This is a genomic window from Bradyrhizobium sp. BRP56 (assembly GCF_020194035.1).
In the GTDB taxonomy this organism is placed as follows: Bacteria; Pseudomonadota; Alphaproteobacteria; order Rhizobiales; family Xanthobacteraceae; genus Bradyrhizobium; species Bradyrhizobium australafricanum.
In genome coordinates, this window is the sequence record NZ_JADYVV010000009.1 from 26,645 (window position 1) to 50,964 (window position 24,320).

At 64.0% G+C, this 24,320-nt stretch carries 32 protein-coding genes and 1 tRNA gene; 14 read left to right on the forward strand and 19 right to left on the reverse strand.

What is annotated here, in order from left to right; genetic code table 11:
* Positions 1-30 precede the first annotated feature (30 nt).
* Positions 31-774, forward strand: coding sequence for a DUF4336 domain-containing protein (locus I6F38_RS08670; protein ID WP_225160018.1), 744 nt, complete (start codon positions 31-33; stop codon positions 772-774).
* An 18-nt stretch (positions 775-792) separates the two neighbouring features.
* On the opposite strand, the gene I6F38_RS08675 is transcribed toward I6F38_RS08670, so the two are convergent.
* A complete protein-coding gene (locus I6F38_RS08675; protein WP_225160019.1) occupies positions 793-1,755 on the reverse strand; it encodes a D-2-hydroxyacid dehydrogenase family protein in 963 nt (320 codons plus the stop codon).
* Positions 1,756-1,872: 117 nt separating this feature from the next.
* A complete protein-coding gene (locus I6F38_RS08680; RefSeq protein ID WP_225160020.1) occupies positions 1,873-2,118 on the reverse strand; it encodes a hypothetical protein in 246 nt (81 codons plus the stop codon).
* Between the two features lie 273 nt (positions 2,119-2,391).
* Between I6F38_RS08680 and ettA the strand changes: the two genes are divergently transcribed.
* From ettA to I6F38_RS08695, 3 genes are all read left to right on the forward strand, one after another.
* On the forward strand, positions 2,392-4,041 hold the full coding sequence (gene ettA / locus I6F38_RS08685; protein WP_057019129.1) for an energy-dependent translational throttle protein EttA: 1,650 nt from the start codon (positions 2,392-2,394) through the stop codon (positions 4,039-4,041).
* A gap of 166 nt (positions 4,042-4,207) precedes the next feature.
* A complete protein-coding gene (locus I6F38_RS08690) occupies positions 4,208-4,789 on the forward strand; it encodes a TIGR00645 family protein (protein WP_225160021.1) in 582 nt (193 codons plus the stop codon).
* Between the two features lie 117 nt (positions 4,790-4,906).
* Positions 4,907-6,133: a lytic murein transglycosylase gene (locus I6F38_RS08695; protein ID WP_225160120.1), complete on the forward strand. Its 1,227-nt coding sequence runs from the start codon at positions 4,907-4,909 to the stop codon at positions 6,131-6,133.
* A gap of 94 nt (positions 6,134-6,227) precedes the next feature.
* Here the strand turns inward: I6F38_RS08695 and I6F38_RS08700 are convergent, their stop codons facing one another.
* Complete coding sequence (locus I6F38_RS08700; protein WP_016843728.1) at positions 6,228-6,512, reverse strand: hypothetical protein; 285 nt, start codon at positions 6,510-6,512, stop codon at positions 6,228-6,230.
* Positions 6,513-6,748: 236 nt separating this feature from the next.
* Positions 6,749-7,054 (reverse strand): hypothetical protein, encoded by a 306-nt coding sequence (locus I6F38_RS08705; RefSeq protein WP_016843729.1) that lies wholly within the window; start codon positions 7,052-7,054, stop codon positions 6,749-6,751.
* A gap of 85 nt (positions 7,055-7,139) precedes the next feature.
* On the opposite strand from I6F38_RS08705, the gene I6F38_RS08710 reads away from it, so the two are divergent.
* The 3 genes from I6F38_RS08710 to bfr all read left to right on the forward strand — a co-directional run bounded on the left by I6F38_RS08710 (position 7,140) and on the right by bfr (position 8,396).
* Positions 7,140-7,301 (forward strand): hypothetical protein, encoded by a 162-nt coding sequence (locus I6F38_RS08710; protein ID WP_225160023.1) that lies wholly within the window; start codon positions 7,140-7,142, stop codon positions 7,299-7,301.
* 143 nt (positions 7,302-7,444) lie between these two features.
* Positions 7,445-7,717 carry a (2Fe-2S)-binding protein gene (locus I6F38_RS08715; protein WP_016843730.1) on the forward strand — a complete coding sequence of 91 codons (273 nt, stop codon included), beginning with the start codon at positions 7,445-7,447 and terminating at the stop codon, positions 7,715-7,717.
* A 190-nt stretch (positions 7,718-7,907) separates the two neighbouring features.
* A complete protein-coding gene (gene bfr, locus I6F38_RS08720) occupies positions 7,908-8,396 on the forward strand; it encodes a bacterioferritin (protein ID WP_026193251.1) in 489 nt (162 codons plus the stop codon).
* Between the two features lie 97 nt (positions 8,397-8,493).
* Here bfr and I6F38_RS08725 read toward each other — a convergent pair whose 3' ends face one another.
* From I6F38_RS08725 to I6F38_RS08745, 5 genes are all read right to left on the reverse strand, one after another.
* Positions 8,494-8,904, reverse strand: coding sequence for a hypothetical protein (locus tag I6F38_RS08725; RefSeq protein ID WP_225160025.1), 411 nt, complete (start codon positions 8,902-8,904; stop codon positions 8,494-8,496).
* Positions 8,905-9,091: 187 nt separating this feature from the next.
* Positions 9,092-9,445 (reverse strand): hypothetical protein, encoded by a 354-nt coding sequence (locus I6F38_RS08730; protein WP_225160027.1) that lies wholly within the window; start codon positions 9,443-9,445, stop codon positions 9,092-9,094.
* A gap of 151 nt (positions 9,446-9,596) precedes the next feature.
* Positions 9,597-9,944 (reverse strand): MmcQ/YjbR family DNA-binding protein, encoded by a 348-nt coding sequence (locus I6F38_RS08735; RefSeq protein WP_225160121.1) that lies wholly within the window; start codon positions 9,942-9,944, stop codon positions 9,597-9,599.
* A 17-nt stretch (positions 9,945-9,961) separates the two neighbouring features.
* A complete protein-coding gene (locus tag I6F38_RS08740) occupies positions 9,962-11,017 on the reverse strand; it encodes an alpha/beta fold hydrolase (RefSeq protein WP_225160122.1) in 1,056 nt (351 codons plus the stop codon).
* A 111-nt stretch (positions 11,018-11,128) separates the two neighbouring features.
* Positions 11,129-11,530, reverse strand: a complete 402-nt coding sequence (locus I6F38_RS08745; protein WP_225160028.1) for a nuclear transport factor 2 family protein — start codon at positions 11,528-11,530, stop codon at positions 11,129-11,131.
* A gap of 139 nt (positions 11,531-11,669) precedes the next feature.
* On the opposite strand from I6F38_RS08745, the gene I6F38_RS08750 reads away from it, so the two are divergent.
* Positions 11,670-12,359 carry a metalloregulator ArsR/SmtB family transcription factor gene (locus I6F38_RS08750; RefSeq protein ID WP_225160029.1) on the forward strand — a complete coding sequence of 230 codons (690 nt, stop codon included), beginning with the start codon at positions 11,670-11,672 and terminating at the stop codon, positions 12,357-12,359.
* Between the two features lie 15 nt (positions 12,360-12,374).
* Here the strand turns inward: I6F38_RS08750 and I6F38_RS08755 are convergent, their stop codons facing one another.
* The gene (locus I6F38_RS08755) at positions 12,375-12,620 is read right to left on the reverse strand and encodes a DUF2188 domain-containing protein (protein ID WP_016840968.1); all 246 of its coding nucleotides are present in this window, start codon (positions 12,618-12,620) and stop codon (positions 12,375-12,377) included.
* A 119-nt stretch (positions 12,621-12,739) separates the two neighbouring features.
* Between I6F38_RS08755 and I6F38_RS08760 the strand changes: the two genes are divergently transcribed.
* Positions 12,740-13,006 (forward strand): DUF2277 domain-containing protein, encoded by a 267-nt coding sequence (locus I6F38_RS08760; RefSeq protein ID WP_225160030.1) that lies wholly within the window; start codon positions 12,740-12,742, stop codon positions 13,004-13,006.
* Between the two features lie 85 nt (positions 13,007-13,091).
* Positions 13,092-13,316, forward strand: a complete 225-nt coding sequence (locus tag I6F38_RS08765) for a hypothetical protein (protein WP_092087309.1) — start codon at positions 13,092-13,094, stop codon at positions 13,314-13,316.
* 56 nt (positions 13,317-13,372) lie between these two features.
* On the opposite strand, the gene I6F38_RS08770 is transcribed toward I6F38_RS08765, so the two are convergent.
* Entirely contained in the window at positions 13,373-13,900 is a 528-nt protein-coding gene (locus tag I6F38_RS08770; RefSeq protein ID WP_057019139.1) for a collagen-like protein, read from the reverse strand.
* A 130-nt stretch (positions 13,901-14,030) separates the two neighbouring features.
* Here I6F38_RS08770 and I6F38_RS08775 point away from each other — a divergent pair, with 130 nt between their 5' ends.
* Positions 14,031-15,026: a hypothetical protein gene (locus I6F38_RS08775; protein ID WP_225160031.1), complete on the forward strand. Its 996-nt coding sequence runs from the start codon at positions 14,031-14,033 to the stop codon at positions 15,024-15,026.
* A 112-nt stretch (positions 15,027-15,138) separates the two neighbouring features.
* Here I6F38_RS08775 and I6F38_RS08780 read toward each other — a convergent pair whose 3' ends face one another.
* Both I6F38_RS08780 and I6F38_RS08785 read right to left on the reverse strand, forming a co-directional pair.
* Positions 15,139-15,399, reverse strand: a complete 261-nt coding sequence (locus I6F38_RS08780) for a helix-turn-helix domain-containing protein (protein ID WP_016840962.1) — start codon at positions 15,397-15,399, stop codon at positions 15,139-15,141.
* 169 nt (positions 15,400-15,568) lie between these two features.
* Positions 15,569-16,336: an SDR family oxidoreductase gene (locus I6F38_RS08785; RefSeq protein WP_225160032.1), complete on the reverse strand. Its 768-nt coding sequence runs from the start codon at positions 16,334-16,336 to the stop codon at positions 15,569-15,571.
* Between the two features lie 127 nt (positions 16,337-16,463).
* Between I6F38_RS08785 and I6F38_RS08790 the strand changes: the two genes are divergently transcribed.
* A complete protein-coding gene (locus I6F38_RS08790) occupies positions 16,464-16,937 on the forward strand; it encodes a hypothetical protein (RefSeq protein ID WP_225160033.1) in 474 nt (157 codons plus the stop codon).
* A gap of 88 nt (positions 16,938-17,025) precedes the next feature.
* On the opposite strand, the gene I6F38_RS08795 is transcribed toward I6F38_RS08790, so the two are convergent.
* Positions 17,026-17,280, reverse strand: a complete 255-nt coding sequence (locus I6F38_RS08795) for a hypothetical protein (protein ID WP_225160034.1) — start codon at positions 17,278-17,280, stop codon at positions 17,026-17,028.
* Between the two features lie 273 nt (positions 17,281-17,553).
* Between I6F38_RS08795 and I6F38_RS08800 the strand changes: the two genes are divergently transcribed.
* Positions 17,554-17,994 carry a hypothetical protein gene (locus I6F38_RS08800; RefSeq protein ID WP_225160036.1) on the forward strand — a complete coding sequence of 147 codons (441 nt, stop codon included), beginning with the start codon at positions 17,554-17,556 and terminating at the stop codon, positions 17,992-17,994.
* 197 nt (positions 17,995-18,191) lie between these two features.
* Here the strand turns inward: I6F38_RS08800 and I6F38_RS08805 are convergent, their stop codons facing one another.
* The 4 genes from I6F38_RS08805 to I6F38_RS08820 form a co-directional block, all read right to left on the reverse strand.
* Positions 18,192-18,773: an NUDIX domain-containing protein gene (locus tag I6F38_RS08805; protein ID WP_225160038.1), complete on the reverse strand. Its 582-nt coding sequence runs from the start codon at positions 18,771-18,773 to the stop codon at positions 18,192-18,194.
* A 19-nt stretch (positions 18,774-18,792) separates the two neighbouring features.
* Complete coding sequence (locus I6F38_RS08810) at positions 18,793-19,242, reverse strand: GNAT family acetyltransferase (RefSeq protein ID WP_225160039.1); 450 nt, start codon at positions 19,240-19,242, stop codon at positions 18,793-18,795.
* A gap of 14 nt (positions 19,243-19,256) precedes the next feature.
* Positions 19,257-20,684, reverse strand: coding sequence for an FAD-binding oxidoreductase (locus I6F38_RS08815; RefSeq protein ID WP_225160040.1), 1,428 nt, complete (start codon positions 20,682-20,684; stop codon positions 19,257-19,259).
* A gap of 134 nt (positions 20,685-20,818) precedes the next feature.
* Positions 20,819-21,778: an L-threonylcarbamoyladenylate synthase gene (locus tag I6F38_RS08820; RefSeq protein ID WP_225160041.1), complete on the reverse strand. Its 960-nt coding sequence runs from the start codon at positions 21,776-21,778 to the stop codon at positions 20,819-20,821.
* Between the two features lie 105 nt (positions 21,779-21,883).
* On the opposite strand from I6F38_RS08820, the gene I6F38_RS08825 reads away from it, so the two are divergent.
* A tRNA-Pro gene (locus tag I6F38_RS08825) sits at positions 21,884-21,960 on the forward strand.
* A gap of 298 nt (positions 21,961-22,258) precedes the next feature.
* Here the strand turns inward: I6F38_RS08825 and I6F38_RS08830 are convergent.
* Positions 22,259-23,515: a tyrosine-type recombinase/integrase gene (locus tag I6F38_RS08830; RefSeq protein ID WP_097672841.1), complete on the reverse strand. Its 1,257-nt coding sequence runs from the start codon at positions 23,513-23,515 to the stop codon at positions 22,259-22,261.
* Between the last annotated feature and the right edge of the window lie 805 nt (positions 23,516-24,320).

Sequence of the window (24,320 nt, forward strand, 5' to 3'; positions counted from 1 at the left end):
TTTCGACGTTGCAGCTTGGGAAGCAATGCGATGCAGGACGTCTGCGAGACCTATCCGCCGCTGAATGCGCCAAAGCCTGTCGCCGATGACGTATGGATGATCGATGGTCCGATCATCCGGTTCGGCCCGCGCTGGTTCAAGATGCCGTTTCCAACGCGCGCGACGATCGTTCGTCTGCCGGGTGGGCGGCTGTTCATTCACTCGCCGACACCATTGCTGGCCGAGCTCAAGGCCGCAATCGTTGAGCTGGGCGTACCGCGCTGGATCATCGGTCCGAACCGTCTGCATTACTGGTGGATTCCGGAATGGAATGCTGCCTATCCCGACGCGCGCATCTTCCTTGCGCCCGGGATCAAGCAACAGGCGGACAATCGGCTGACCTTCGAATGCGAGCCACTGGAACGATCATCCGGCTATCCCTGGGATGAGTGGATCGCGACGCTGCCGGTGGCAGGCAGCTACATGACGGAGGTCGTGTTCTTCCATCTGCCGTCGCGGACATTGCTGCTGACGGACCTGATCGAGAATTTTGAGGCCGGACGAGTCCGCTCGCCGTTGATGCGGTTCCTGATCTGGCTCGGCGGCGTGCGCGATCCCGACGGCAGCACGCCAACCGATCTGCGCTCGACCTTCCTGCAGGACAGGGACGCGATGAAGGCCGCCGTCGCCCGCATGATCGAATGGGATCCGGAGCGGATCATTCTCGCCCACGGGCGCTGGTACGACCGGGACGGCCGCGCCGAGCTCGAACGCGCGTTCCGCTGGCTCGGCTAGCCGCAGTGAATGCCGCTGTCAGGCTAGGCGCCGCGGCGGCTCGTTGCCCTTGGTGAAAGCATCGATGCACTCGACCATCTGCTGATAATGCGCCTGCAGGCTCTCGCGCGTCGCGTAGCCGAGATGCGGCGTGATCACGACGTTGTCGAGCTTGCGCAGCGGGTGATCCGACGGCAGCGGCTCGACCGAAAACACGTCGATGCCGGCGCCGGCGATCGTCTTGTCGCGCAGCGCCGCGAACAGGGCGTCCTCATCGACGATCGGCCCGCGCGCGGTGTTGACGAGATAGGCCGACGGCTTCATGCGGGCGAGATCGGCGGCGCCGACCAGTCCGCGCGAGCGCGGGCTCAGCACGACATGGATGGTGATGATGTCTGATGTCGCGAACAGCTCGTCCTTGCTGGCATAGCCGACGCCGGCCTCCTTGCACTTCTCCGGCGTCAGATTGGGACTCCAGGCGATGACGTTCATGCCGAACACTTTGGCCATGCCGGCGACCTTGCTGCCGAGCTTGCCGAGGCCGATGATGCCGAGCGTCTTGCCCTCGATCTCGGTACCGGCAAAGGTCTGCCAGGCCTCGCCGGCGTGCATGCGCGCATTCTCGCGGCCGATGCCGCGCGTCAGTTCCAGGATCAGGCCCATGGTCAGCGGCGCGGTGGGATCGCGGCTATATTGGGTGCCGCACAACACCACCTTGCGGTTCTTGGCGGCCTCCATGTCGATCGCCGCGTTGCGCATGCCTGACGTGATCAGGAGCTGCAGCCTGGGCAGCGCGTCGAGCAGGCTCTTCGGGAACGGGGTGCGCTCGCGCATCGCGCAGATGATCTCGAAATCCTTCAGCTTCGTCGCCGCTTCCGCCTCGCTCGCGAACGGCTTGTCGAACACGGTGACGTCGACCCGGTCCTTGACCTTCGGCCAGTCGGCCACCGAAAGCGCGATGTCAAAATAGTCGTCGAGGATTGCACAGCGGAGCCGCGTCATCGGGGAGGTCCATTCAGGGTGAGGACGACGGCGGGAGGTCAACCGTCGGGATACCCGTCATGGTCGCGCGCAATCGGCAGGCGCGCAAGCGGCCGCGGTTTCAAAAAGCGGCGATTGTCACACGCGCGGCGACGGCTTCTTCGTGGCGCGGATATCGGCGAGCATCGAGCGGACCGCCGGCGACAGCGCCATCTGCTTGGCACGGCAGGCCGGACCCGGGCCGCGCATATAGTGCAGTTCCGGCCGGTAGGGATTGAAAGCCTTGGCGACGAAGGCGCGCCAAAAGGCGCGGAATTCGGCGAACAGCGTCGCCTCGCCTTTGGTCGCCGGGCGCGAAAGGGGTGCTGAAATGATGGTAGCCATGACGTGGCCTCAACTGTTTTGGCCGCGGTTCTGCCGCGAAAATCGCCGTTTTTCGGCGTTGAGAACGAGTTTTGGCCTGATTTATTAAAAGATGGTTTCAATTGTCGTGATTCGGCGCACACATGACGTCGAACCCGTAATCACCCGTGGTGAAGCCGCGAAACGTGGTGAACGGACGGAAAACAGAGGTCCCGCGGTTGCGCTTTCGGGGGCCGGCCGTTACATCGGCGGCAGCAAAATTTCCACAAATCGGATCAATTCCAGGGACAGCGGATGGCTCGCCAGTTCATCTATTTCATGCAGGGTCTGACCAAGGCGTACCCGACCCGCAAGGTGCTCGATAACATCCATCTGAGCTTCTACCCGGACGCCAAGATCGGCGTGCTCGGCGTCAACGGCTCGGGCAAGTCGACGCTGCTCAAGATCATGGCCGGCCTCGACAAGGAGTATAACGGCGAGGCCTGGGTCGCCGAGGGCGCCCGCGTCGGCTATCTCGAGCAGGAGCCGCACCTCGATCCGGCACTCAACGTTCGTGAGAACGTCATGCAGGGCGTCGCCAAGCAGAAGGCGATCCTCGACCGCTACAACGAGCTTGCGGTCAACTATTCGGACGAGACCGCCGACGAGATGACCAAGCTCCAGGACGAGATCGAGGCCCAGGGCCTGTGGGATCTCGACAGCAAGGTCGACCAGGCGATGGACGCGCTGCGCTGCCCGCCCGACGATGCCGATGTCACAAAACTGTCCGGCGGTGAACGCCGCCGCGTGGCGCTGTGCCGCCTGCTGCTCGACCAGCCGGAATTGCTGCTGCTGGACGAGCCGACCAACCATCTCGACGCCGAATCGGTGTCGTGGCTGGAAGGCCATCTGCGCAACTATCCCGGCGCGATCCTGATCGTGACCCACGACCGTTACTTCCTCGACAACGTCACGGGCTGGATCCTCGAGCTCGACCGCGGCCGCGGCATCCCGTACGAGGGCAATTACTCGTCCTGGCTGGTGCAGAAGCAGAAGCGACTCGAGCAGGAAGGCCGCGAGGATGCCGCGCATCAGAAGACGCTGGCCCGCGAGCAGGAATGGGTGGCGTCCTCGCCGAAGGCGCGCCAGGCCAAGTCGAAGGCCCGCTACCAGCGCTATGAGGATCTGCTCAAGAAGGCGAGCGAGAAGCAGACCCAGACCGCGCAGATCATCATTCCGGTCGCCGAGCGGCTCGGCGCCAACGTCGTCGACTTCGAAGGTCTCAGCAAGGGATTTGGCGATCGCCTGCTGATCGACGATCTCACCTTCAAGCTGCCGCCCGGCGGCATCGTCGGCGTGATCGGTGCCAACGGCGCCGGCAAGACCACGCTGTTCAAGATGATCACCGAGCAGGAGACGCCGGACAAGGGCACCATCACGGTCGGCGAGACCGTGCATCTCGGCTATGTCGACCAGTCGCGCGACGCGCTCGAGGGCAACAAGACGGTGTGGGAGGAGATCTCCGGCGGCAACGAGCTGATCCTGCTCGGCAAGAAGGAAGTCAATTCGCGCGGCTACTGCTCGGCGTTCAACTTCAAGGGCGCCGACCAGCAGAAGAAGGTCGGCGCGCTGTCGGGCGGTGAGCGCAACCGCGTGCATCTCGCCAAGATGCTGAAGTCGGGCGCCAACGTGCTGCTGCTCGACGAACCGACCAACGACCTCGACGTCGACACGCTGCGCGCGCTGGAAGAGGCGCTCGAGGATTTCGCCGGTTGCGCCGTCATCATCAGCCATGACCGCTGGTTCCTCGACCGCATCGCGACCCATATCCTGGCCTTCGAGGGCGACAGCCATGTCGAATGGTTCGAGGGCAACTTCCAGGATTACGAAAAGGACAAGATGCGCCGGCTCGGCCAGGACAGCATCATTCCTCATCGCGTGAAATACAAGAAGCTGACGCGCTGATCTGTTCAAGCGGTCGAGCGCGGCCATCGCGCCGCGTTCGACCGTTGCTCGTTGGCAGGATCGTGACGGCATCGCGGCGCAATCTGCGGCCAGTTGTCGCTTTTCAAGCGCGCGGGATTGCGTAGATAGAGCGCTCCCGCAAATCAAATTCTGCGAGCACTCCACCATGTCCGCACTTTCCGACGCGCGTGCCCCCCTGAAGGGCCGCTCGCTGCGTCCCGTTCCCATGCTGATCTTCGGATCGCGCTGGCTGCAATTGCCGCTCTATGTCGGCCTGATCATCGCCCAGGGCGTCTATGTCGTGCTGTTCCTCAAGGAACTATGGCACCTGTTCGCCCATTCCTTCGATTTCAGCGAACAGCAGATCATGCTGGCCGTCCTCGGCCTGATCGACGTCGTCATGATCTCGAACCTGTTGGTGATGGTGATCGTCGGCGGCTACGAGACCTTCGTCTCGCGCCTCAATCTGCAGGGCCATCCGGACGAGCCGGAATGGCTGAGCCACGTCAATGCCAGCGTGCTGAAGATCAAGCTGGCGATGGCGATCATCGGCATTTCCTCGATCCATTTGCTGCGCACCTTCATCGAGGCCGGCGCGCTGTCGTCAGGCAAGGGCAACTACACCGAGACCGGCGTGATGTGGCAGACCATCATCCACTGCGTCTTCATCCTGTCGGCGATCGGCATCGCCATCGTCGACAAGCTGTCGAACGACTCGATCGAAGGCGCCAAGCAGGCCACGCATTGAGCGCGGCCGCCAAGGTTCACAGCAATCCGGTGTCGTGGTAAGGCTCACGACACTGATATCGCGGGCGTTGGCCTGATGGCGCGCCCATTGGTCCGCTGCGTGAACAGGTTGTTGGATTTGACATTCCTCCGCGCGCTTGCCCTCGGGCTTCTGCTCGCATCCGTCGTCTCACCCGCGCGCGCGGTCGACGCCGCGTTCACCCAGTTCATCGCCTCGCTGTGGCCGGAGGCCAAGGCCGCCGGCGTGTCGCGCGAGACCTTCGATCGCGAGACGCGCTCGCTCGAGCCCGACTACAAGCTGCCCGACCTGATCCTGCCCGGACGTCCGAAGACCGGCGCACCGGCGCAGGCCGAGTTCGTGCAGGTGCCGGCCGATTACATCAGGGAAGCCTCGATCGCGCGGCTCGCCGCCGAAGGGCAGCGGCTGATGCAGAAGTATCGCTCCTCGCTCGATGCGATCGAGAAGCGGTTCGGCGTCCCGGCCGCCGTCGTGCTGGCGATCTGGGGCCGCGAGACCGACTACGGCCGCTATTCGCTGCCCTACGACACGCTGCGCGTGGTGGCGACGCAGGCCTATGTCGGCCGTCGCAAGGATCAGTACCGCACCGAATTCATCCTGGCGCTGAAGATCCTCGGCGAGGGCGCGGTGACGCGCAAGGAGATGCGCTCATCGTGGGCGGGAGCGACCGGCTACACCCAGTTCCTGCCGTCGGAATATTACAAGCACGGCGTCGATCTCGACGGCGACGGCCGCGTCGACATCTGGCATTCGGTGCCGGACGCGCTCGCCTCCGCCGCGCAGCAGCTGGTCAACAAGGGCTGGCAGCCCGGCGTGCGCTGGGCTTATGAGGTGCAGGCGCCGGCCAATGCCGACTGCACGATGGGCGTGCCTGAAGTGACGAAGCCGATCAGCCAGTGGCTGCGCGCAGGCTTCGTGCCGGTGCGCGGGCAGAAGCTCAGCGCCGCCGAGCAGGCGCAATCGGCGTCGCTGCTGCAGCCGGAAGGCAGCTACGGTCCCGCCTTCCTGACCACGCCGAACTACTTCGTGATCAAGGAATACAATTTCTCCGATCTCTACGTGCTGTTCGTCGGCCACCTCGCCGACCGCATGACGAGCCCGCAGCCATTCGCGACGCCATGGTCGGCGTCGAAGCAGCTGCGCTCCGCCGATGTCGAGGCGATGCAGCAGCAGCTGACGAAGATCGGTCTCTACAAGGACAAGCTCGACGGCAAGGCCGGGATGCAGACCCGCGCGGCGCTCGGCGCCTATCAGAAGCAGGCCGGGCTGAAGGTCGATTGCTGGCCGAGCGAGGCGGTGCTGCGCGCGATGAACGGGCAGCGCTGATCGGGCCGGCTCGCAGGGCCGCCTGGTGGCGTAAAGCAAAAACCCGGCCGCGAGGCCGGGTTTTCGAATGTGATGCTGAAAACGTGTCGGTCGATCAGTCGCAAACCTGGATGCGACGGAAGCGCCAGCCGTAGCCATCCCAGAAGCGCTCACGAACCATGCGGCACGGGGCCTCTTCGACGTAAACCGGCGCCGGTGCGACATAGACCGGGGCGGGGCGAGCGCCTGCGATAGCGCCGCCCAGCAGGGCGCCGCCGATCAGGCCGCCGGCAACGCCGGCCGCGACGGCGCCGCCGTCACCAGCCTTGGCAGCCGGAGCAACGGCCAGCGAACCGGCAATCGTGGTAACGGCGACAAGGGCAGCTAAAGTCTTCTTCATGTCTTTGGCTCTCCTGGAAGGTGGTGGCGTCGTGGTTCGGCGCCGGGTTGAGGTGACTCACACGCTGATCTCGAACTGCTGTCTTGCTAAACAGCGCAGAACAGTCAACCGAAAGTAAACGTCCGCAGGCTGATCGCGCAGAAAAGCGGTTTTTTCTGGCCATCTGCAGCAGATGTCCCGGAGAAACAGTCGGTTTTCCGGGACATCTGGTTCGATTTAATCGAGATGAACGGCGATCAATCGCAAACGCGGACGCTGCGAACGCGCCAGGTGTAGCCGTCCCAGAACCGCTGGCGCTGCCAGAAGCAGTCGGGACCATAACCGGGCTCGGCGACATAGGCCGGACCGGGCGCATAGTAGCCGTATCCGGGACCGTAATAGCGGTTCTGCGATGCGATCGCGCCACCGACAATGGCGCCACCGATCAATCCCGCAGCGACGCCGGCGGCGACACCGCGTTGTGCCTGGGCGGGGGCGGGCACCGCCACAGTCGAAGCCGCCACAGCGGCAACGGCGCAAAGCGCCAGCAATGTCTTCTTCATGGCCTCACCTTTCTCGCGGCAGCAGGGACAGCGTGCATTGGCGATCTGTCTCGCCGGAGGGTTCCATATTCAGCTTGAATGATCAATGAACGACGCTGCCGCATTCGCGACCAAATGCTTGCAGCTTTTGCAATATCTTGCAACGCACAAGCCTGACAGCGCCGCGGCGAGGCGCCTGCTCATGGGGCCGGCGGCGAAGGCAGCGGTTATTGGCTCGTCAGCCATCCGGCGGGTGTCGGATTCCTGACCTCCGACCGATTTAGACTCATTCCAATATGAATCCCGCATCAGTTTGGAATTGCTACAAAAACCGCTTTTTCCTTTTGCATCACGCGGGAGCCGACAATATCCATATTGGGAAGCATCACCGTTGGACCCCGCCTTTCTCCGATGATTGTCTGTTCCTGTAACGTCCTCAGCGACCACGATGTCCGCAATGCCGTCAATGGCGGTGGGTCCGTGACACGAAATGCCAAGCAGGTGTACGGCTGCCTCGGCTGCAGTGCCGAATGCGGCCGCTGCGCGCGCACCATCAAGGCGATCATCGACGAGGCGCTCGGTCCCTGCGCCAAGGCCTGCTGCTCCGGCTGCCCCCACAGCGGCCATCCGCACGCCGCCAACGAGGACGCCGAGCCGGCCGAATTCGCGCTCGCGGCCTGCTAACGCTTCTCGTTTCGACGCGCTTCCTGACGGCGAACGGGCTTCCGCTTCGCTGCAAGACGCTGCGCCAAATCCTTCGAACCCGGTTATCCACGCGCTGCTTCTGCGAAGGGTTGCTCTTGCCGGCAATCTGATTTAGAAACGTTCTAAGTTTAGGGCCGGCCTAGGTTGGCCGCGACAGGTGGAGTGGATCATGCAAGGCGACCCGAAGGTCATCGATTATCTGAACAAGGGGCTGCGCAGCGAACTGACCGCCATCAATCAGTACTGGCTGCACTACCGGATGCTCAACAATTGGGGCCTCCTGGAGATGGCCAAGGTCTGGCGCAAGGAGTCCATCGAGGAGATGGAGCACGCCGACAAATTCGTCGATCGCATCCTCTTCCTCGACGGCTTTCCGAATCTGCAGGTGCTTGATCCCCTGAAGATCGGCCAGGACGTCAAGGAGATCATCGAGTGTGACCTCGCCGCCGAGATCGGCGCGCGCACGCTCTACCAGGAGGCGGCGACCTACTGCCATGGCGTCAAGGACTATGTCAGCCGCGACCTGTTCGAGCAGCTGATGAAGGACGAGGAAGACCACATCGACTTCCTCGAGACCCAGCTCGACCTGATCAAGCGCATCGGCCTTGAGCTCTACACCCAGAAGCACGTCGGCCATCTGAAGGGCGAGGATTCCTGACCAGCTGTCTGCCGGCGCGCCGAGCGTCTGCCAAAATACGAGAGGCCGTCCTTGCGGGCGGCCTCTTTTGTTTTTGCGGACGGGATCGAGCTATTCGTCAGTAGCACCGCGTGATGTTGACCGTGCGGTCGCCGCCCCGGCCGGGCACCGTGACGCTCTCGGTGGGGCAGCTCGACACATAGGGCCGATCCGACGGCACCACGGCCGGCGGATAGCGATGCGCCCAATCCCACGGCACGTCCTGGGTGTAGGTGTAGCGGACGTCGCTCGAGACCGGCGCCGGGACCTCGGCGGCGAAAGGAACGCTCGCCGCGCCATCATAATATCCGCCCGCGTCCGGCAACACGATGCCGGGCACCCGCACATGATGGCGGAAGGCTGGATGATGCGAGGAGAACGTGCCGCGCGCTGCGGATCCGGATCTCGCATAGGTCTCGGTCGGGGAAGCAAGCAGCAGCGCTGCAATGCCAAGGGACGCCATCAGCGCCCCAGTTGTTCGATACGCCATTCTTCGAAGAGCCATGGCACGCACCAACTCGCGGTTACGGAGCATTTCTGCAGACGCTAGGCCGCGCCTCATGGCGCCCGCAAACTCATCCTTAATTATTGGTTAAAAAGTAAGGTTAACAGGGAGTAACTGTTTCAAATTGACGCGACCTCGCGCGCAGGCTTCCCGCGCAGGCGGCGGGCGCCGTTCAGACCGCATCCGCCGGAACGAAGCAGCTGATGATGATGCTGCCGCGGTGGTGCACGTACCACACCACGGCCTCGCCGACCGGGTTGCCGCGATCGCGGATCACGGCGCGCTCCGGCACCATCATCCACTCGCCCTCGATCGGCACCCAATAGGCGCCGCCCCGAACGTCGTAGCTGGTGCGATGGCCGTCGGAGATGTCGCAGCACGGCACGCCATTCGGCGCGATCACGCTCTTGAACCAGGCGCGGATATCGGGCGGCACGTTGTCATATTGGCCGTTGTCGAACGCCAGTGCGGCGCCCGCCATCATGGCGAGCCACGCAAGCACCGCGACATGCGTGAGCCTTCGCATTGCCTTCCTCCGGCGAAAATTTCTACGTGACCCGCGCGTAGCGTCACGCGAATCCGGTGTTCGCGCGATTAGGCACGAACCGCGCGCGGGATGCATGCTCAAAGAATCAGCGAAACCGCGCTTTGCTTGATGCAGTGCGGGATGGTCGCGCTCAGGATGATTTCTTTGCGCGCGCCTTCTTCGCGGCTTTCACCGCGATATTGTCCCGCGCCATTTCGAGCACGCTGCGTAGCGTGACCTGATCCGCTTTCGCGAGGCGGACATTGGTGCTGCCGCTCTTGCCCCAGCCGCCCGGCACCGGCCGGAAGATCTCCGGCTCGGCCTCGACCAGCATCGCCTGCTGCTCAGGTGTCAGCTTCACCATGCCCCAATCCTGGTCGGGATAGCCGAGGGTTGCGAAGATGCGCTTGCCGACGCGGAAATCGGTTGTGCCGTGATGCGCGCCTTCAACGACCTCGGGCAGGCTCAGCGCAATGCGGCGGAAGCGATCAGCGGACATTGCCATGACCTCGATCGCTACATCGTCGGCGCCGTCTGCAACAGTCCCTGCAATTGCCTGGCATAGAACTTCGCATCGCCGGTGGTGAGATGGCCGCGTGTCTCGCTGCTTGCCGGGATCAGATCAATCCTGCCGTTCTTGATCCGCTTCACTGCAGCTTCAGTGACGCCGGTCTCCGGCGGGTTGCGTTCATCGTCGGCGGCATTGATGGCATACAGGGTGGCCTCGATCTTCTCCATTCCGGCGGAAGGATCGTAGTCGTGCGAGGCCTCCCATTGATAGATGTAGTCGTTGGCATCTGATGCGACCGGCAGCGCCAGCTGGTCGTCGACCATCTTGTCGGCCTGCGCTGCGGTCGGCGCCAGCGTCTGGTAATTGAGCGTGCCGCCGGCGCTGGCGAAGCGATAGGCGGCGATGGCGTATTTCATCATCCGCGGTTGGCGGGTGTAGTTGCCGCCATTGTAGTCGGGATCGTTGCGGATCGTGTCCAGCATCGTCCGCCGCAGCATCCAGTTGCGCGCGGCCATCGCGGTCGGCTGCGAGGCCATCGGCACCAGCACGTCCATCATCCGCGGATAGCGCACGCCCCAGATCCAGGTGTGCATGCCGCCCATCGAATTGCCGATCACGAGCCGCAGATGCTTGATGCCGAACCCCTCGGTGACAAGCCTATACTGCGCGTCGACCATGTCGTTGTAGTCGTATTTCGGAAAGCTCGTCCGCATCGCGTCCGACGGCTTCGACGATTTGCCGTGCCCGATGCCGTCAGGGATGATGATGTAGTATTTCGCCGCGTCAAGCGGCTGGCCGGGGCCGAACAACTGGCCGGCAAAGCTCGGCGTCAGCATGCTGGCGGCCGAGCCGCCGGAGCCGTGCAGCACCAGCACCGGCTGTCCGGTCGGTGCGCCGACCGTGGTGTAGTGCAGCCGCAGTTCCGGCATCACCTCCCCGCTGTGAAACTTGAAGTCCTTTGCGGTCCACTCGCCGTCCTGCGGCGTGGGGTAATCTGCAGCCATGGTCGGTACCGATATCGAGACGAGAGCGGCCACAAGCGCCGCGCACCAACGGATCATCATGCTTCTTCCCACGCGCGGCGCGTTTGTCCAGCCGCTTCGGTGCAAGCCTAGCATGACCGAAAGCGTTGTCCGAGAGCTGCGCGGCGCGGCTGGCAAAGATGTGTTCGGCTAGCTCTCCTTGAGTACGTTCAGCGCGTACCATCCCCAATAGACCCGATGACGCTCGATCAGGCCGTCATCGATCTCCATCACCTCGACCAGATCCATCTGATCGCCGTCCGGAGACTGCCGCGGATACTCCCAGGTGAGAAGGCGACCGTCGCTGAAGAAGCCCTGCTTGAAGCGCCGCCGTTGCGGCGGGTTGGTGCGGAACACGCGCGTGATGAACTCGCGCAGCGCGTCGCGGCCGCGGACGATCCCGTCTTTGGTCTGCATCAAATGCTGGACCAGCGGGCTCTCGATCGAGGCGTCGGCTGCGTAGAGCGCGAGCGCCGCCTCGAGGTCCTTGTTGCCGAGCGCTTCATCCCAGAGCCTGTAGATGCGTTCCGCGTCGTTGCTGCCAGCTGTCATGATCGTTCCCTTGTGTTTGGTCGACTGCCGCCCATTTGAACGGAACAGGCCGCCGCAACGTTTCAGGAAAATCTGAAATGAGCTGCGTGGCACGGCGCATGCGGGTAGGACGTTTCGGCGCGATCTGGAGGACGATGCGGTGGGATCATCCCAGGGCTTGCAGACAGGATTTTCGCGGATCGCCGAGGCCTTGGGCGATCCGGTCCGCGAGGCCATGGTCAGTGCGCTGGCCGACGGCAAGGCGCTGCCGGCGGGCGAGCTTGCTGCGGTCGCCGGCATTTCGCCGCAAGGCGCCAGCGCGCATTTGCAGAAGCTGGTCGACGCCCGCGTGCTGTCGGTGTGGGCACAGGGCAGGTTCAGATATTACCGGATCAGGGACGACGACGTCGCGGCGCTGATCGAGAACCTCGTCGATCTTGCGGCCAAGGCCACCGTCGGGCGGCGGCGTGCGATGCCGGCCGAGCAGCTCAGGCGATCGCGGACCTGCTACCACCACCTTGCGGGTCAGCTCGGCGTGCTGTTGTCGAATGCGCTGATCCGCCGCCGCCTCGTCGTGATCGACGGCCGCGATGGTCGCGTGACCGAGCAGGGGTTGGCCTGGTGCCGGGCCGAGGCAATCGATTTCGATTCGGCGCGGCAGCCGCATCTGCGGCTCTGCAACGACTGGACCGAGCGCGTGCCGCATCTCGCCGGTCCGTTTGCCAATGCCGTGCTGGCGCGGCTGGTCGAGATGCGCGGCGTTGCGCCGCATCGGATTCCGCGCGCATTGCGGATCACCGACCGGGGGCGGGCGTTCTTCGACCGGCTCGGCGTCCAGGTTCCGTTCTGAAGGCGACGAGGTGAACTAGCGGCCGTCCTCGACCTCGGTCTCCGGGCGGTCGTTGCCGGATGCGGTTTCGGTCAACCATTTGCCGTCCGACGTCTCGTACTGGATCGCCTCGGTGCGGCCGGGGACGCGCTGCTCGTTGGCGGCGCGTCGGGCAGCGGCGAGTGCCGCGGCATGGGTAGGAAATGGTTCCGAGAACACCCCGTTGACGGTATAGGCCCAGCCGCCGTCGTGCTGGACGACCTTGTAGATCACGTGGCTCATCCGGAACCTCGCTCCACCGTGGACGATGACACTGCCAGAATAGACCACGATGTCGTATTTTGCAGCAGCCGATCGTCCTTGAGAGAGCCGCCCCGTTGCCGCGGGCGAGGGAGACCGACATGTGCCGCAATATCAAGACGCTGTTCAACTTCGAGCCGCCCGCCACCGAGGACGAGATCCACGCCTCGGCGCTGCAGTTCGTGCGCAAACTGTCCGGCTTCAACAAGCCGTCGCAGTCCAATGAGGCCGCCTTCAACCTGGCCGTGACCGAGGTCTCGAATGCCGCGCGCAGGCTCCTGATCTCGTTGCAGACCACGGCACCGGCGCGCGATCGCGAGGTGGAGGCGGAGAAGGCGAGGGAGCGTTCGCGCCTGCGGTTTAGCTGAGGGCGGGGCGCACCGTGATGCAGATCACGGTACGGCGCCACGCGTCCGGGCATCGGTGTCGTTCACCCGATCCCGGAGCAACGCCATGAAGCCTGCCCTGCTCACGTCCTGTTCGATTGCGTTCGCCGTGCTCTGGACCTGCGGCATGCTGTGGTCGAGCGGGACGATCGACCTTGCCAACGTCATCATCCTGTCGGCTTGCGGGGCGCTCGCGGGCGTTGCCTGGTATTACGCCATGCGCTGGGTCTTCCAGCTCATGCACCTCGCTCGACCCTCCGATCCTCCGGCCAATCCGGGCGCGGAGCCGTAGGCATCGGGCGCGGCACGGACAGAGCTGGCCGTGTCGCCGCGCGAGGACAAGAAGGATTACTTCTTGTCCTTCTTGCGGTGCTTCTTCTTTTTCTTGTGATCGTCGTCCTCGTCGTCATCTTCCGCGAAGTCGATGGCGTCGACGTCAAGCGCGATCGCTTCCGCTGCCGCGCGCTCGGCGGCATCGCGCTCGGCGAACTCGGCGGCTTCACGCTCCTTGGTGCGCTTGTAGTCTTCCCAGGCGTCGAAGATCATGTGCAGCCACGGCATCACCTGTTCGATCGACGGCAATTGTCCGGGCGGGCCGGCTTCACCGCGCGGACCGGCCGGTCCCTGCGGTCCCTGTGGGCCAGCCTCGCCGCGCGGACCCTGCACGCCCGCCTTGCCTTGCGCTCCCGGCTTGCCCTGGGGCCCCGCCTTCCCAACCAGTCCGGGCTTGCCCTGCGGACCCGGCTTGCCGCGCGCACCTTCCGGCCCCGGCCGCCCCGGATGTCCTTGCGGACCGGGCCGACCCGGCTCGCCCTGACGGCCCTGCGGCCCCTGCGCCCCTCGTGACCCCTGGCGGGAGATTGTCTCGTCAGCCACTGATATGCTCCGTCGCGATTTCAAGCCGCTTGTAACAGAGGTTGGATGACGGCTTCAATTCTGCCGGGCGCGGCTGATGCAAGCGATCAACAGTCATAATTCGATGCGAAGATCGTGACGGGAGGACGCGTTGCGGATTCTGAACGACAGGCGCGGGGCAGTTGCAGGCGACGCAACAGGGGCGCTGACGTTCGACATCGTGGTGACGCGGCACGATCTGCGCGACGAAGCGGCGTTTCGCAACACCGGCGTCCTCGATCTATATGCCGGGCTGTTTCCTCCGAACGAGCGCGACGCCCCCGACGACATTGTGCGCTGGGTGCTGTCAGATGATGTCGGCGAACGACGAGAGTTCAGCGTCGGCGGTCGGAAGCTGTCATACTGCCTCGACTCGCGCTGCTTCATCCTGCGCGCGGAAGGGCGCGCGATCGGCCTCGGCTTCTTCACCTACGATCACGCAAGCGAGCTGATCTACTGCAACTATGTCGGCGTCGCGAAGGCGTGGCGCGGCGGCGGCCTGGCGGGCCGGTTCTATCGCGAAATGATCGAGATGCTCGACGGGCTGTTTCCGCGCAATATCGGCGTGGTGCTCGAGGTCGAGCCGTATGATCGCGATCGCTTGGCGGCGATCATCGGCGATCTCGAACGGACCGGCATCAGGCAGCTCGCAGCGGATCAACAGACCGAGATTCGCAGATTGCTGCGCGTCAGCTGGTACGACAAGCTTGGCTATTGCTTCTTCTGCGACGCGCGCGGCATGCAGCCGCTTGAGTGTCGCTCGCCATGCCTCGATCCATCGCTATTGCCATCCGCTTGGGGCGGCGCGGAGGAAAATTATTGGTTGGCCTGGCAGTCGCGGACCGGCGCGCCCTCGGCGGAGGGCGAGCGCGCAGGTGAGCTCTGGCAAAGAGCCGTCGCTGCGATCTATGTCGAGATCCTCGCAAAATCGCTGGTCGACGACGATCCGAAGGGACGGCGCGACTATTGGGACTATGCGACGGCGCTGGTCGCGCAGACGCTGCAACAGGCCGCGACGACCGAGGTGCGTCTCGCTCGCTGCCTCGATGCCGACGGCAGCGAGCTATTGTCGCGCTGGCGGCGGCTTTCGATCGACCTGCCGATCTAGCGTCGACGTGCCGCAAAGCGTGATGCGATCCGGTTGAATCGTCATCACGCTTAGCTCGTTGTCCAAGCACGATCTTCCCGGAAAGCCGCTTCGCGCGCTCCCGGATCTTGCTCTAGGCTGCGGCGTGCTCGCTCAGCGGCACGTCGATGCCGTCGGCCGAATATTCGCGGATCTTGTTCCGCAACGTCCGAACCGACAGCCCGAGCACGCGCGCGGCGCGGGTGCGGTTGCCGTCGCAGCGCGCAAGCGTTTGCAGCACGAGCTCGCGCTCGACTTCATCGACGGTCGCGCCGATCAGCAGTGGGACGATTTCATTTGGAGCCAGCGACGGCAGCAGAGCTTCCGGCGACGGTACGGTGGACGCGTAAGACATGAACTCCTCCCGATCAACGCCCGCTTCGTCGGTGAAGCGAAGACATCGAGAACCAACTACCCCGTAGATCCACGGTGTGCCGGTTTGGTTAACAAGCCCTTAACGCGCCCCTAACTCCCTGCTCTGTAAGCAAAATACCCAGAAATCGCCACGATTGCGGTTCCATCCGTCACAATGTGCGGTAGCCGCCATCGACCATCACGATCGATCCCGAGACATAGGCCGACAGGTCCGAGGCGAGGAAGATGGAGGGGCCGACGATGTCCTCCGGCTTGCCGGCGCGGCCGAGCGGGGTGTGGTCCATGAAGACCTTGACGAGGTCGGGATTGGTGGCGCGCACCTTCTCGTTCAACGGCGTCTCGATGAAGCCCGGCCCGATTGCATTGACGCGCACACCATCCTTGCCGAGCTCGGCGGCCAACGCCTTGGTGAAGCCGAGCACGCCGTGCTTGGAGGCAGTATAGGCTGGCGAACTCGGCGTGCGCAGATGCACGAAGGACTGGATCGAGCCGATGTTGACGATGCGCCCCTTGTTCTTGCGCAGCGGCGCGAGGAACGAATGCGTCACGTTGAACACGCCGGTGAGATTGATTGAGATGATGTCTTCCCAATCCTTGATCACTTCCTCGTCGGTGCCGAGCATGCCGTTGCGGCGCGCGATGCCGGCATTGTTGACCAGGATCGAGACCGGCCCGACCTTGTCGGCCACTTGCTTTGCCATCGCGACGCAGGCGTCGCGATCGGTCACGTCGAGCGCAAAGCTCTCCGCCTTGCCGCCGGCATTGCGGATCTCCCTGGCCGCTTCCGCCGCCGCATCGCCGTTCATGTCGAGCAGCACCACGCGCGCGCCCTCGCGGCCGTAGCCCAGTGCGATGGCGCGCCCGATGCCCGAGCCCGCACCGGTGATGACGGCGATTTGATTGTCGAGAAGGGCCATGGCGTTTCCTCGTTCTGATTTGTGAGCGTTGTCGACAACACTATTCAAAACTGCGCCAACCGAAACGCCAAGCCGCGTTTGCGCGTTGCTGTTATCCGGATTCGGATGACAGTTACGGACCGCGGACATGGACCCGAATATCAGACACTGGAAAGTTGCGATCGAGCGCTTTTGCGCGGCGCCGGATCCCGACTACCGCGAGATGGCCAAAATGGTCGCGGAGATCGCCGCGACCGACATCGACGAGACGCTGCGGCATGCGGCCGCACAGGTGCTGCCGATCCTGCGCCAGGCGGCGATGAAATCGGCCGACCGCCGCACCAAAGCGATGGCGCTGCGCCGTCTCGGCATCGTCAACGACGCACTGCACATGCTGTCGGCGCCGCGGTTCGGCCGGCGCGGCTTGGCGCCGAAGGCGCTGACGCAGGAGGAGCAGTACCGGCAATTGCTCGGCCTGCCGTTCGGCCGCCGGCTCGCAGCGACCGAAGTCCATCAGGCTTTCAAGCGCGCCGCCAAGACGGTGCATCCCGACGGTGGCGGCAACGGCGCGGCATTCCTCGAACTCGCCGCCGCGCGCGACGCCCTGATCAAGCATCACTGACGCTGGATCGCGTCATATCTGACAGCACAAGGACGGACGCCGCGCTGTTGCCGCGTGTCCGCCCTGTGCGTGATCGAATGGCGTTCGCTCAGAACGCGCAGGTGCCGTTGTTCAGGAGGCCGGTCTTGTAGCTGAACGCAGCGTCGAAGGTCGGCAGCTCCTCGCTGACGATGGAGAAGTTCGCCGGCCACGGCGTGGTCGGGATGCTCTGGTCCCAGATCTGGCAGAAGCCGGTGTCCTGCCAGCGGATCAGATGATAGGGCGTGGCGCTTGCCGGGCTTGCCGCAGCAAGCACGGACACGGTGGCGGCAATGGCGGCACAGGCAATCGCAAGACGACGCATGGGAAATCTCCGGTTTGAAAAATGAATGCTCCACGGGGCAATCCTGGAGCTCAGGGGCCGATCGCCCCGGACATGCAGTGAGTATTGCAACCCCGGGAACAGGTTCAACACCGGTCGTGCGAAAGCACCCGTCAACAAATCGGCCATCGCTGTGCCAAATTGCGCCTGTTTACGCGCTTGCTACAGTCGGAGCATCGCGATTCGCAGCCGTGTCACGACGCGAGCAAATCGACGAGAGCAAATCGACGTGAGTAAATCCTGGGGAGACCGCACATGAAATCTTCATCCACCCTGCGTGCTGCGCTTGTCGCGCTGCTGGCGTTCACCGGCCTTGCGTTCTCTTCCGCGGCCCGCGCCGACAGCGGCTTCGTGACTCTCACGATCTACAAGGCCGGCTGGATCATCGGCGGCTCCGGCGGCAGCGGCGTGTTGACCTTCCGCGGCCGCTCCTACCGGCTCTCCACCGGCGGCCTCGACTACGGCCTGGTGTTCGGCGGCTCCAAGACCGTGCTGCGCGGCCGGGTCAGCAACATCAACCGTCCGTCCGACGTTGCCGGCGTCTACGGTGCGGCCGGCGCAGGGCTTGCCGTCGGCCGCGGGGCGCGCGCGATCGTGCTGACCAACCAGAAGGGCGCGGTGCTCGAACTGACCGGCCACCAGGTCGGTCTGATGGCCAACGCCGATCTGAGCGGCCTTGCGATCACGATGCGGTAGAGCATTTCGTTCAGTTTATCCCCGTCATCCTGAGGAGCGCGTCTTCGCGCGTCTCGAAGGATGCACGGCCCGGCTGGTGGCCGATTCATCCTTCGAGGCTCGCCGAAGTGGCTCGCACCTCCAGCGACAATGGCATAGCCATTGCGCAGGGATGACGGGGACAACTAGTCCAAAGCGTTGAGTGCGCGAAGCCGCGTTCACCTGAACAGATGCAGCGCGGCGTATTGCAGCAGCATGATGGTCTTGGCGTCGACGATGCGGCCGTCGCTGATCATGGCGAGCGCGTCGTCGATCGAGAGTTCGAGCACCTCGATGTCCTCGCCCTCGTCGGCGAGCCCGCCGCCGTCACCGATGCGCATCGCGGCATCGTATTCGGCGACGAAGCAATGCAGCATCTCGGTCACCGCGCCCGGAGACGTGAAAGCCTCGAACACCTTGCGCACATGCACGAGCCGGTAGCCGATCTCTTCCTCCGCTTCGGCGCGGATGCGTGCTTCCGGCTCGGCATCGTCGAGCATGCCGGCGGCAACCTCGATCAGGAGATCGTCATAGCCGTTGGCGAAAGCGGGGTAGCGGAACTGGCGCACCAGCACGACGCTGCGGGTCGTCAGGTTGTAGGGCAACAGCGCCGCACCGTTGCCGCGGTCGTAGACCTCGCGCACCTGGGTCTGCCATTCGCCGTTGGCGCGCCGGTAGTCGAACGTCGCGCTCTTCAGCTCGTAGCGGCGCTTCGAAAGCAGCTCGACGTGCTTGACGCGGACGCGGTCGGCGATGCTCATGCGTCGGTCCTCAACGCTCTCAGGGAGTCGCTTCGCGCCCGTCGAGCCATTTGGCCAGCATCACCGAGGTCGACTCGTCATAGCCGAGCGATTGGTAGAACGCGCCGGCCTTGGCGTTCTCCCGCCGCACCAGCAGTTGCAGCTTCGGCACGCCGGCGGCGCGCAGCCAGTCCTCGGCCGCCGCCATGATGGTGCGGCCAAGTCCCTTGCCCTGGCGGTTGGGATCGACCGCGACGTAATAGACCCAGCCGCGATGGCCGTCGTGGCCGACCATCGCGGTCGCGACGATCGCGTTGGCGTCGCGGCCGACCAGCACGGCCGAGTTCGGTCCGCGCCGCGCCAGCGCGATGTCGGCGGCGGGATCGTTCCACGGCCGCGTCAGGCCGCAGCCCTGCCACAGCGCGACGACATCGGCGATGTCGTTATCGGTGATCGGTGCAATGGTGAGGGAGGCAGAGGAGGAGGGCATCGTCGCCTGCTCGGTCACAGCACCTTGCCCGGGTTCATGATGCCGAGCGGATCGAGCATCGCCTTGACCTGCCGCATCAGCTCGATCGCGACCTTGTCCTTTACGTCGGGCAGTTCGTCGCGCTTGAGCACGCCGATGCCGTGCTCGGCAGAGATCGAGCCGCCCATCCGCAGCACGATCTCGAACACGACGGCATTCACGTCGTGCCAGCGCGCGAGGAAGTCGGCCGCGTTGGCGCCGACCGGCTGGCTGACATTGTAGTGGATGTTGCCGTCGCCGAGATGGCCGAACGGCACCGGCCGCGAACCCGGGATCAGCTTCACCACGGCAGCATTGGCTTCCTCGATGAAGGCGGGCACGGCGGCGACCGGCACCGAGATGTCGTGCTTGATCGAGCCGCCTTCCGGCTTTTGCGCCGCCGACATCTCGTCGCGCAGCTTCCAGAACGCCTGGCGCTGGCTCAGATTGGCGGCGATGACAGCGTCATCGACGATGCTGTCCTCCATGCCCTGGGCCAGGATCGCCTCCAGCGTGTCGCGTGCGTCGTCGCGCGACGACGACAATTCCATCAGCACGTACCAGGGGTGCTTGCTCTCAAGCGGATCGCGGATATCGATGCCGTGGCGGATCGAGAAGTCGACCGCGACGTCGGCGAGCAGCTCGAAACTCGTCAACGCACCGGCCGCTTGATCGCGCGAGATCGACAGCAGCTTGAGTGCGGCCGCCGGCGAAGCCAAGCCGACATAGGCGGTCTCGACCGCACGCGGCCGCGGAAACAGCTTTAGCGTTGCCGCGGTGATGATGCCGAGCGTGCCTTCGGCGCCGATGAAGAGGTTGCGCAAATCGTAGCCGGTGTTGTCCTTTTTCAGCTTCGACAGCGCGTTCAGCACCCGGCCGTCAGCCAGCACGACTTCAACCCCGAGCGCCATTTCGCGCGCCACGCCATAGGCGAGCGCTCCGGTGCCGCCGGCATTGGTCGAGAGGTTGCCGCCGATCGTGCAGCTGCCTTCTGCGCCGAGCGACAGCGGAAACAGCCGGTCGACCTCGGCTGCCTTCTGCTGCGCGATTTGCAGCACCACGCCGGCCTCGCAGGTCATGGTGTTGGATTCGACATCGATATCGCGGATCTTGTCGAGACGCCGCAGCGAGACCACGACCTCGCCATTGTGCGGCGTCTGGCCGCCGACCAGGCCGGTATTGCCGCCCTGCGGCACCAGCGCGATCCTGTGCTCGGTCGCGAGCTTGCAGATCGCAGCGACTTCGGCGGTCGAACCGGGGCGCAGCACCAGCGGCGAGCGGCCGTGGAACAGGTCACGCTCCTCGGTGACATAAGGCTCGATGTCGGCGGCGTCGGTCACCGCATATTTCGCGCCGACGATGGCGCGGAATTTTTCAAGCAATTCGGGCGGAAGCGGCGGCACCGCTGATTGGACGATGTTCATTTTTTCTTGGTCTTTCACTCAGTCGGGGATCTTTGCCTAAGCATGCCCTTCGCGCAAACGCTTCGCGTTTGTCGCGAGGGAAAACCGGTTCCCGCTTGGCGCCAACGCGGCCGTTCCGGTCCGGGTCATGCTTGTTACCGCCCAACGGCTGCGCGGCGCAGCCGGTCATTGATGGCTTCGCCCAATCCCTCCTCGGGAATCGGCGTCACCGCGATCGCATCCGCGTTTCTCTTGTCGAGGGTGCGAAGGTAGCCGAACAGATTGGCGGCGGCCTCGGCAAGATCGCCGCGCTCGGACAGGTTCATCTCCACGGAGGCGCATTCGCGCCGCGCGACCTTCGCCGGCCCGAACGACAGCAAGGCTTCGCCGACATGGACGTCGCTGGCATTGAGCCGGACCGGTGTCCGCGGTGCGTAGTGCGACGCGAGCATGCCGGGGGCGACCGGCTGGACGTCGCTTTCCGCGTCTTGCGGCGGCGACTGCAAGGGCTGGCCGAGCACACGCTCGATCTCTGCGCGCGTCAGCCCGCCCGGTCGCAGCAGTACCGGATCGGAGAAGCAGCCGACGATGGTGGATTCGACGCCGACCTCGACCGGCCCGCCGTCGACGATCAGGTCGATGCGGCCCGCGAGATCGCCGTTCACATGCTCGGCGGTGGTCGGCGAGACATGGCCGGAGAGATTGGCCGACGGCGCTACCACGGCACCGCCGAAAGCCTTGATGATGTCGCGCGCCACCTTGTGGGCCGGGATGCGTATGGCGACCGTGTCGAGCCCGGCGGTCGCGAGTTCCGCAACCGGGCAGGACAGCGCCTTCGGCAGCACCAGGGTCAGGGGACCCGGCCAGAACGCGTCCGCCAATCGCAGGGCCTGCCCATTGAACAGGGCAATCCGGCGGGCGGCGCCCAGATCGGCGACATGGGCAATCAGGGGATTGAAGGCCGGCCGGCCCTTGGCCTCGTAAAGCCGGGCGATCGCGGCGGCGTTGCCGGCATCGGCGCCGAGGCCGTAAACCGTCTCGGTCGGAAACGCCACCAGGCCGCCCTCGGCCAGGACCCCGGCGGCGGTCGCCGTGGCGGCGGCGCCTGCGGACAAAACGTGCGTTTTCAGACCTGTATCCACTGTGACTAGATTCCTCAATTGGGTGGCTCGTGGTCCCTTGCGGTCCCCGAAACCCGACGCTATAAGCCGGCCCTCAGTCGGAGTGTGGCTCAGCCCGGTAGAGCACTGCGTTCGGGACGCAGGGGTCGCAGGTTCGAATCCTGCCACTCCGACCATTCTTTCAAGCACTTATAGGTTCTGTGTTTTTTGTGCGCAACGAAATGCGCAACGATTTGAAGCTCGGCAGCCATGTCTGTCGCCCTCGAAGCACCCGTCAAGGACGTCGAACAGCGGTCCGCGTCGGACTTGTACTGTTCTAAATCGGAAAAAAGACGATCGGGAAGCGCGAGGGAACTAGCCCCTGTCGGGATGTTACATTGAACACCATCGAGCACCACAAGTCCTCCCTTCGGACCTACGAGCTGATTTGGCGGATATCAAAGCACGAATAGCTCGCGCAGAGTAGTGGTCAGCTCAGCGCCTTGCCCCAAAAGCTTCCGCCGCCTCTTCCTGAAAGTCCGGGTGGTGATGGCCATAGTTGGCCTCTAATTGCTCAACGGTCATGCCGAGCCAGCCAGCGGCTTCCCACATGTCGACGCCCGCCTGCATCAACCATGTCGCCGCTGTATGGCGCAGTGAATGCCGGACGACGTCGTCGCCCAGCCCGGCGTCCTCCAGAATACCATTCCAGGCTGACCTGATCTTGCCGGCAAGCGGCTGGCCGTCGTGCATGCGGTTCACGACGAACCGGATTTGTTCACCGTCTCTCATAACCCCTGAGGCGCGGAGTTCTGCAGATCGAGCTTGGTCGATCCTGCGCCATCGAATCAGATGCGGACGCAGGCGGCTAGCGATCTTTGCCGGCGGCCGCCGTTTCTTGGTCGACTGCTCCAGCGCCCCTTTGCCCTGGTAGACCATCGCGTCAAGGTTCATCCATGGATGGGTCGTTGTTGGCAGCCACTGGGTGCGCCGGATGGTCTCTTCGCGACGAGCACTGTAGATACCGATCAGGCAGAAGCGCGCCGCGGGATAGCGACGGCGAATGATCCACCGCTCCCGGCGCGCGAGCTCGCCATCCTCGCTGCGCTTCCACGTTTCCTGCTCCGTGTCCCACACGTAGCCGATTGTTGCTCCGAGTAGGCGCGCTGCCTCGTTGCGCGTTAGCCATCGGTGTCGTCCTTCGGCTTTAGGAGGAAGAGTGACCTTTGGAACGACGGTGAGCGTATGCTCGGCGTGGTAGGCGTTCACGGCAGCGCGTAGATCTTCGAGTCGGCGTCGTGCGGTTTGATCAGAGACTGTCCCGTTGCGTGGCTTGATGCCGGCTTTCCTATGATTGTCGTTCGCAGTACCGGTGGACCAATCGACAAAGTCGCGACAAAGCTGAGCTTTGAGCTGACTGACGGTTTTATCGCCAAAAAAGTTGTTAAGATCGAGCAAGCGAATGAGCAGCAGGTCATGTTGTGCCCACGCGCGTTCATCGCTCGTGTCCTTGGGCCGCTTTGAAATTTCGTAGGCTGTGAGGACGTCGGCTATCGCGAGGACGTTCGGGTCAGTTGCCCCGATGGTGCTGGTATGTCGCTCGCCGATATAGGTCTCGAGCGCCTTCGCAGCTCCGTCAATGTCGTCGCGGCTGCAGCCTGTGCGGATTTGCCGGCCACGATCGAGGATGATCCAGGTTTCATCGTCCTCTCTAAACCAGAGTCGTGGCGGCTTGGCTCTGCGGCCCGGCATGACGGCTTGACCAATTTGCAGATCGCTCGAGGGGTTGTCAGATCCTTGCCCGCAACTTTGGCGATTTCAAGAGTCCCGGTGGCCGCGGCTCTGCGCAACGATGATATTGTCAACGGACCGAGTGGGAAGAACACTGCCGCGGCCTCGACAAGGGTCATTACTTCATCCTCACCCCATTGGGCAGGATCGGGCCGCGCTTTTGCGCGAGCGAGCTTGTCGATCTTGCGCTTCGGCATTCCTTGAACGCGTTGCTCGTGGGGGCGCGCTGCCTTTGGATCAGAGCGTTAGGTCCTAAGTGTAGACGAAACCACTCGTCGAGCAGTCCTACCGGCGCGTGGATGGGGTAATCGGCGGCTTACGACTGCGAATCGGACAATTTTGCTTGCAGTCCTGAAGCGCAGTGGAGTGGCGGCGGCCCTTTGCTCCGGGGACAGTGGGGAGCAGCTCAATAGCCGGGAGGATCTTATTCGAACTTGAGGTGGCGCCGCCTTATCGCAGGTTCTGCAATCTCAACAACCTGTGACAGCCGAAGCTATCCTCTCGGCTGTCTGACATCACACCCGACTGGATGGTGGAATTCAACACCGAACCGCATTCCGTTGGTCGAAAGTGGTCCGCGACGTGCTAGAAAACGCGCTACTTCACGAGACGGCCTATCAAAGGCTTGCGATGAGCTCGGTCCGCAACTTTACGAGCTTTGGCCCGTACAGGCCAGTCGCTCTGCGAAATCATCTAAAGGCAAAGGCGTTCTTCGAACCAGCCTCGACGGAGAAGGATCTCACCGCGAGATAGCATACCAAATGAA

What these genes read in the sequence shown, in the direction of transcription:
- I6F38_RS08710 (WP_225160023.1), top strand. Translation starts at nt 7,140, where the DNA reads ATGAACGACGCTGCCGCATTCGCGACCAAATGCTTGCAGCTTTTGCAA.
- ettA (WP_057019129.1), top strand. Translation starts at nt 2,392, where the DNA reads ATGGCTCGCCAGTTCATCTATTTCATGCAGGGTCTGACCAAGGCGTAC.
- I6F38_RS08745 (WP_225160028.1), bottom strand. Translation starts at nt 11,530, where the DNA reads ATGACAGCTGGCAGCAACGACGCGGAACGCATCTACAGGCTCTGGGAT.
- I6F38_RS08735 (WP_225160121.1), bottom strand. Translation starts at nt 9,944, where the DNA reads ATGTCCGCTGATCGCTTCCGCCGCATTGCGCTGAGCCTGCCCGAGGTC.
- I6F38_RS08830 (WP_097672841.1), bottom strand. Translation starts at nt 23,515, where the DNA reads ATGCCGGGCCGCAGAGCCAAGCCGCCACGACTCTGGTTTAGAGAGGAC.
- I6F38_RS08675 (WP_225160019.1), bottom strand. Translation starts at nt 1,755, where the DNA reads ATGACGCGGCTCCGCTGTGCAATCCTCGACGACTATTTTGACATCGCG.
- I6F38_RS08730 (WP_225160027.1), bottom strand. Translation starts at nt 9,445, where the DNA reads ATGCGAAGGCTCACGCATGTCGCGGTGCTTGCGTGGCTCGCCATGATG.
- I6F38_RS08795 (WP_225160034.1), bottom strand. Translation starts at nt 17,280, where the DNA reads ATGCGTCGTCTTGCGATTGCCTGTGCCGCCATTGCCGCCACCGTGTCC.
- I6F38_RS08670 (WP_225160018.1), top strand. Translation starts at nt 31, where the DNA reads ATGCAGGACGTCTGCGAGACCTATCCGCCGCTGAATGCGCCAAAGCCT.
- I6F38_RS08680 (WP_225160020.1), bottom strand. Translation starts at nt 2,118, where the DNA reads ATGGCTACCATCATTTCAGCACCCCTTTCGCGCCCGGCGACCAAAGGC.
- I6F38_RS08780 (WP_016840962.1), bottom strand. Translation starts at nt 15,399, where the DNA reads ATGTCTTACGCGTCCACCGTACCGTCGCCGGAAGCTCTGCTGCCGTCG.
- I6F38_RS08815 (WP_225160040.1), bottom strand. Translation starts at nt 20,684, where the DNA reads ATGAACATCGTCCAATCAGCGGTGCCGCCGCTTCCGCCCGAATTGCTT.
- I6F38_RS08705 (WP_016843729.1), bottom strand. Translation starts at nt 7,054, where the DNA reads ATGAAGAAGACATTGCTGGCGCTTTGCGCCGTTGCCGCTGTGGCGGCT.
- I6F38_RS08700 (WP_016843728.1), bottom strand. Translation starts at nt 6,512, where the DNA reads ATGAAGAAGACTTTAGCTGCCCTTGTCGCCGTTACCACGATTGCCGGT.
- I6F38_RS08790 (WP_225160033.1), top strand. Translation starts at nt 16,464, where the DNA reads ATGGACCCGAATATCAGACACTGGAAAGTTGCGATCGAGCGCTTTTGC.
- I6F38_RS08755 (WP_016840968.1), bottom strand. Translation starts at nt 12,620, where the DNA reads ATGAGCCACGTGATCTACAAGGTCGTCCAGCACGACGGCGGCTGGGCC.
- I6F38_RS08725 (WP_225160025.1), bottom strand. Translation starts at nt 8,904, where the DNA reads ATGGCGTATCGAACAACTGGGGCGCTGATGGCGTCCCTTGGCATTGCA.
- bfr (WP_026193251.1), top strand. Translation starts at nt 7,908, where the DNA reads ATGCAAGGCGACCCGAAGGTCATCGATTATCTGAACAAGGGGCTGCGC.
- I6F38_RS08740 (WP_225160122.1), bottom strand. Translation starts at nt 11,017, where the DNA reads ATGATCCGTTGGTGCGCGGCGCTTGTGGCCGCTCTCGTCTCGATATCG.
- I6F38_RS08765 (WP_092087309.1), top strand. Translation starts at nt 13,092, where the DNA reads ATGAAGCCTGCCCTGCTCACGTCCTGTTCGATTGCGTTCGCCGTGCTC.
- I6F38_RS08760 (WP_225160030.1), top strand. Translation starts at nt 12,740, where the DNA reads ATGTGCCGCAATATCAAGACGCTGTTCAACTTCGAGCCGCCCGCCACC.
- I6F38_RS08810 (WP_225160039.1), bottom strand. Translation starts at nt 19,242, where the DNA reads ATGCCCTCCTCCTCTGCCTCCCTCACCATTGCACCGATCACCGATAAC.
- I6F38_RS08715 (WP_016843730.1), top strand. Translation starts at nt 7,445, where the DNA reads ATGATTGTCTGTTCCTGTAACGTCCTCAGCGACCACGATGTCCGCAAT.
- I6F38_RS08800 (WP_225160036.1), top strand. Translation starts at nt 17,554, where the DNA reads ATGAAATCTTCATCCACCCTGCGTGCTGCGCTTGTCGCGCTGCTGGCG.
- I6F38_RS08785 (WP_225160032.1), bottom strand. Translation starts at nt 16,336, where the DNA reads ATGGCCCTTCTCGACAATCAAATCGCCGTCATCACCGGTGCGGGCTCG.
- I6F38_RS08805 (WP_225160038.1), bottom strand. Translation starts at nt 18,773, where the DNA reads ATGAGCATCGCCGACCGCGTCCGCGTCAAGCACGTCGAGCTGCTTTCG.
- I6F38_RS08690 (WP_225160021.1), top strand. Translation starts at nt 4,208, where the DNA reads ATGTCCGCACTTTCCGACGCGCGTGCCCCCCTGAAGGGCCGCTCGCTG.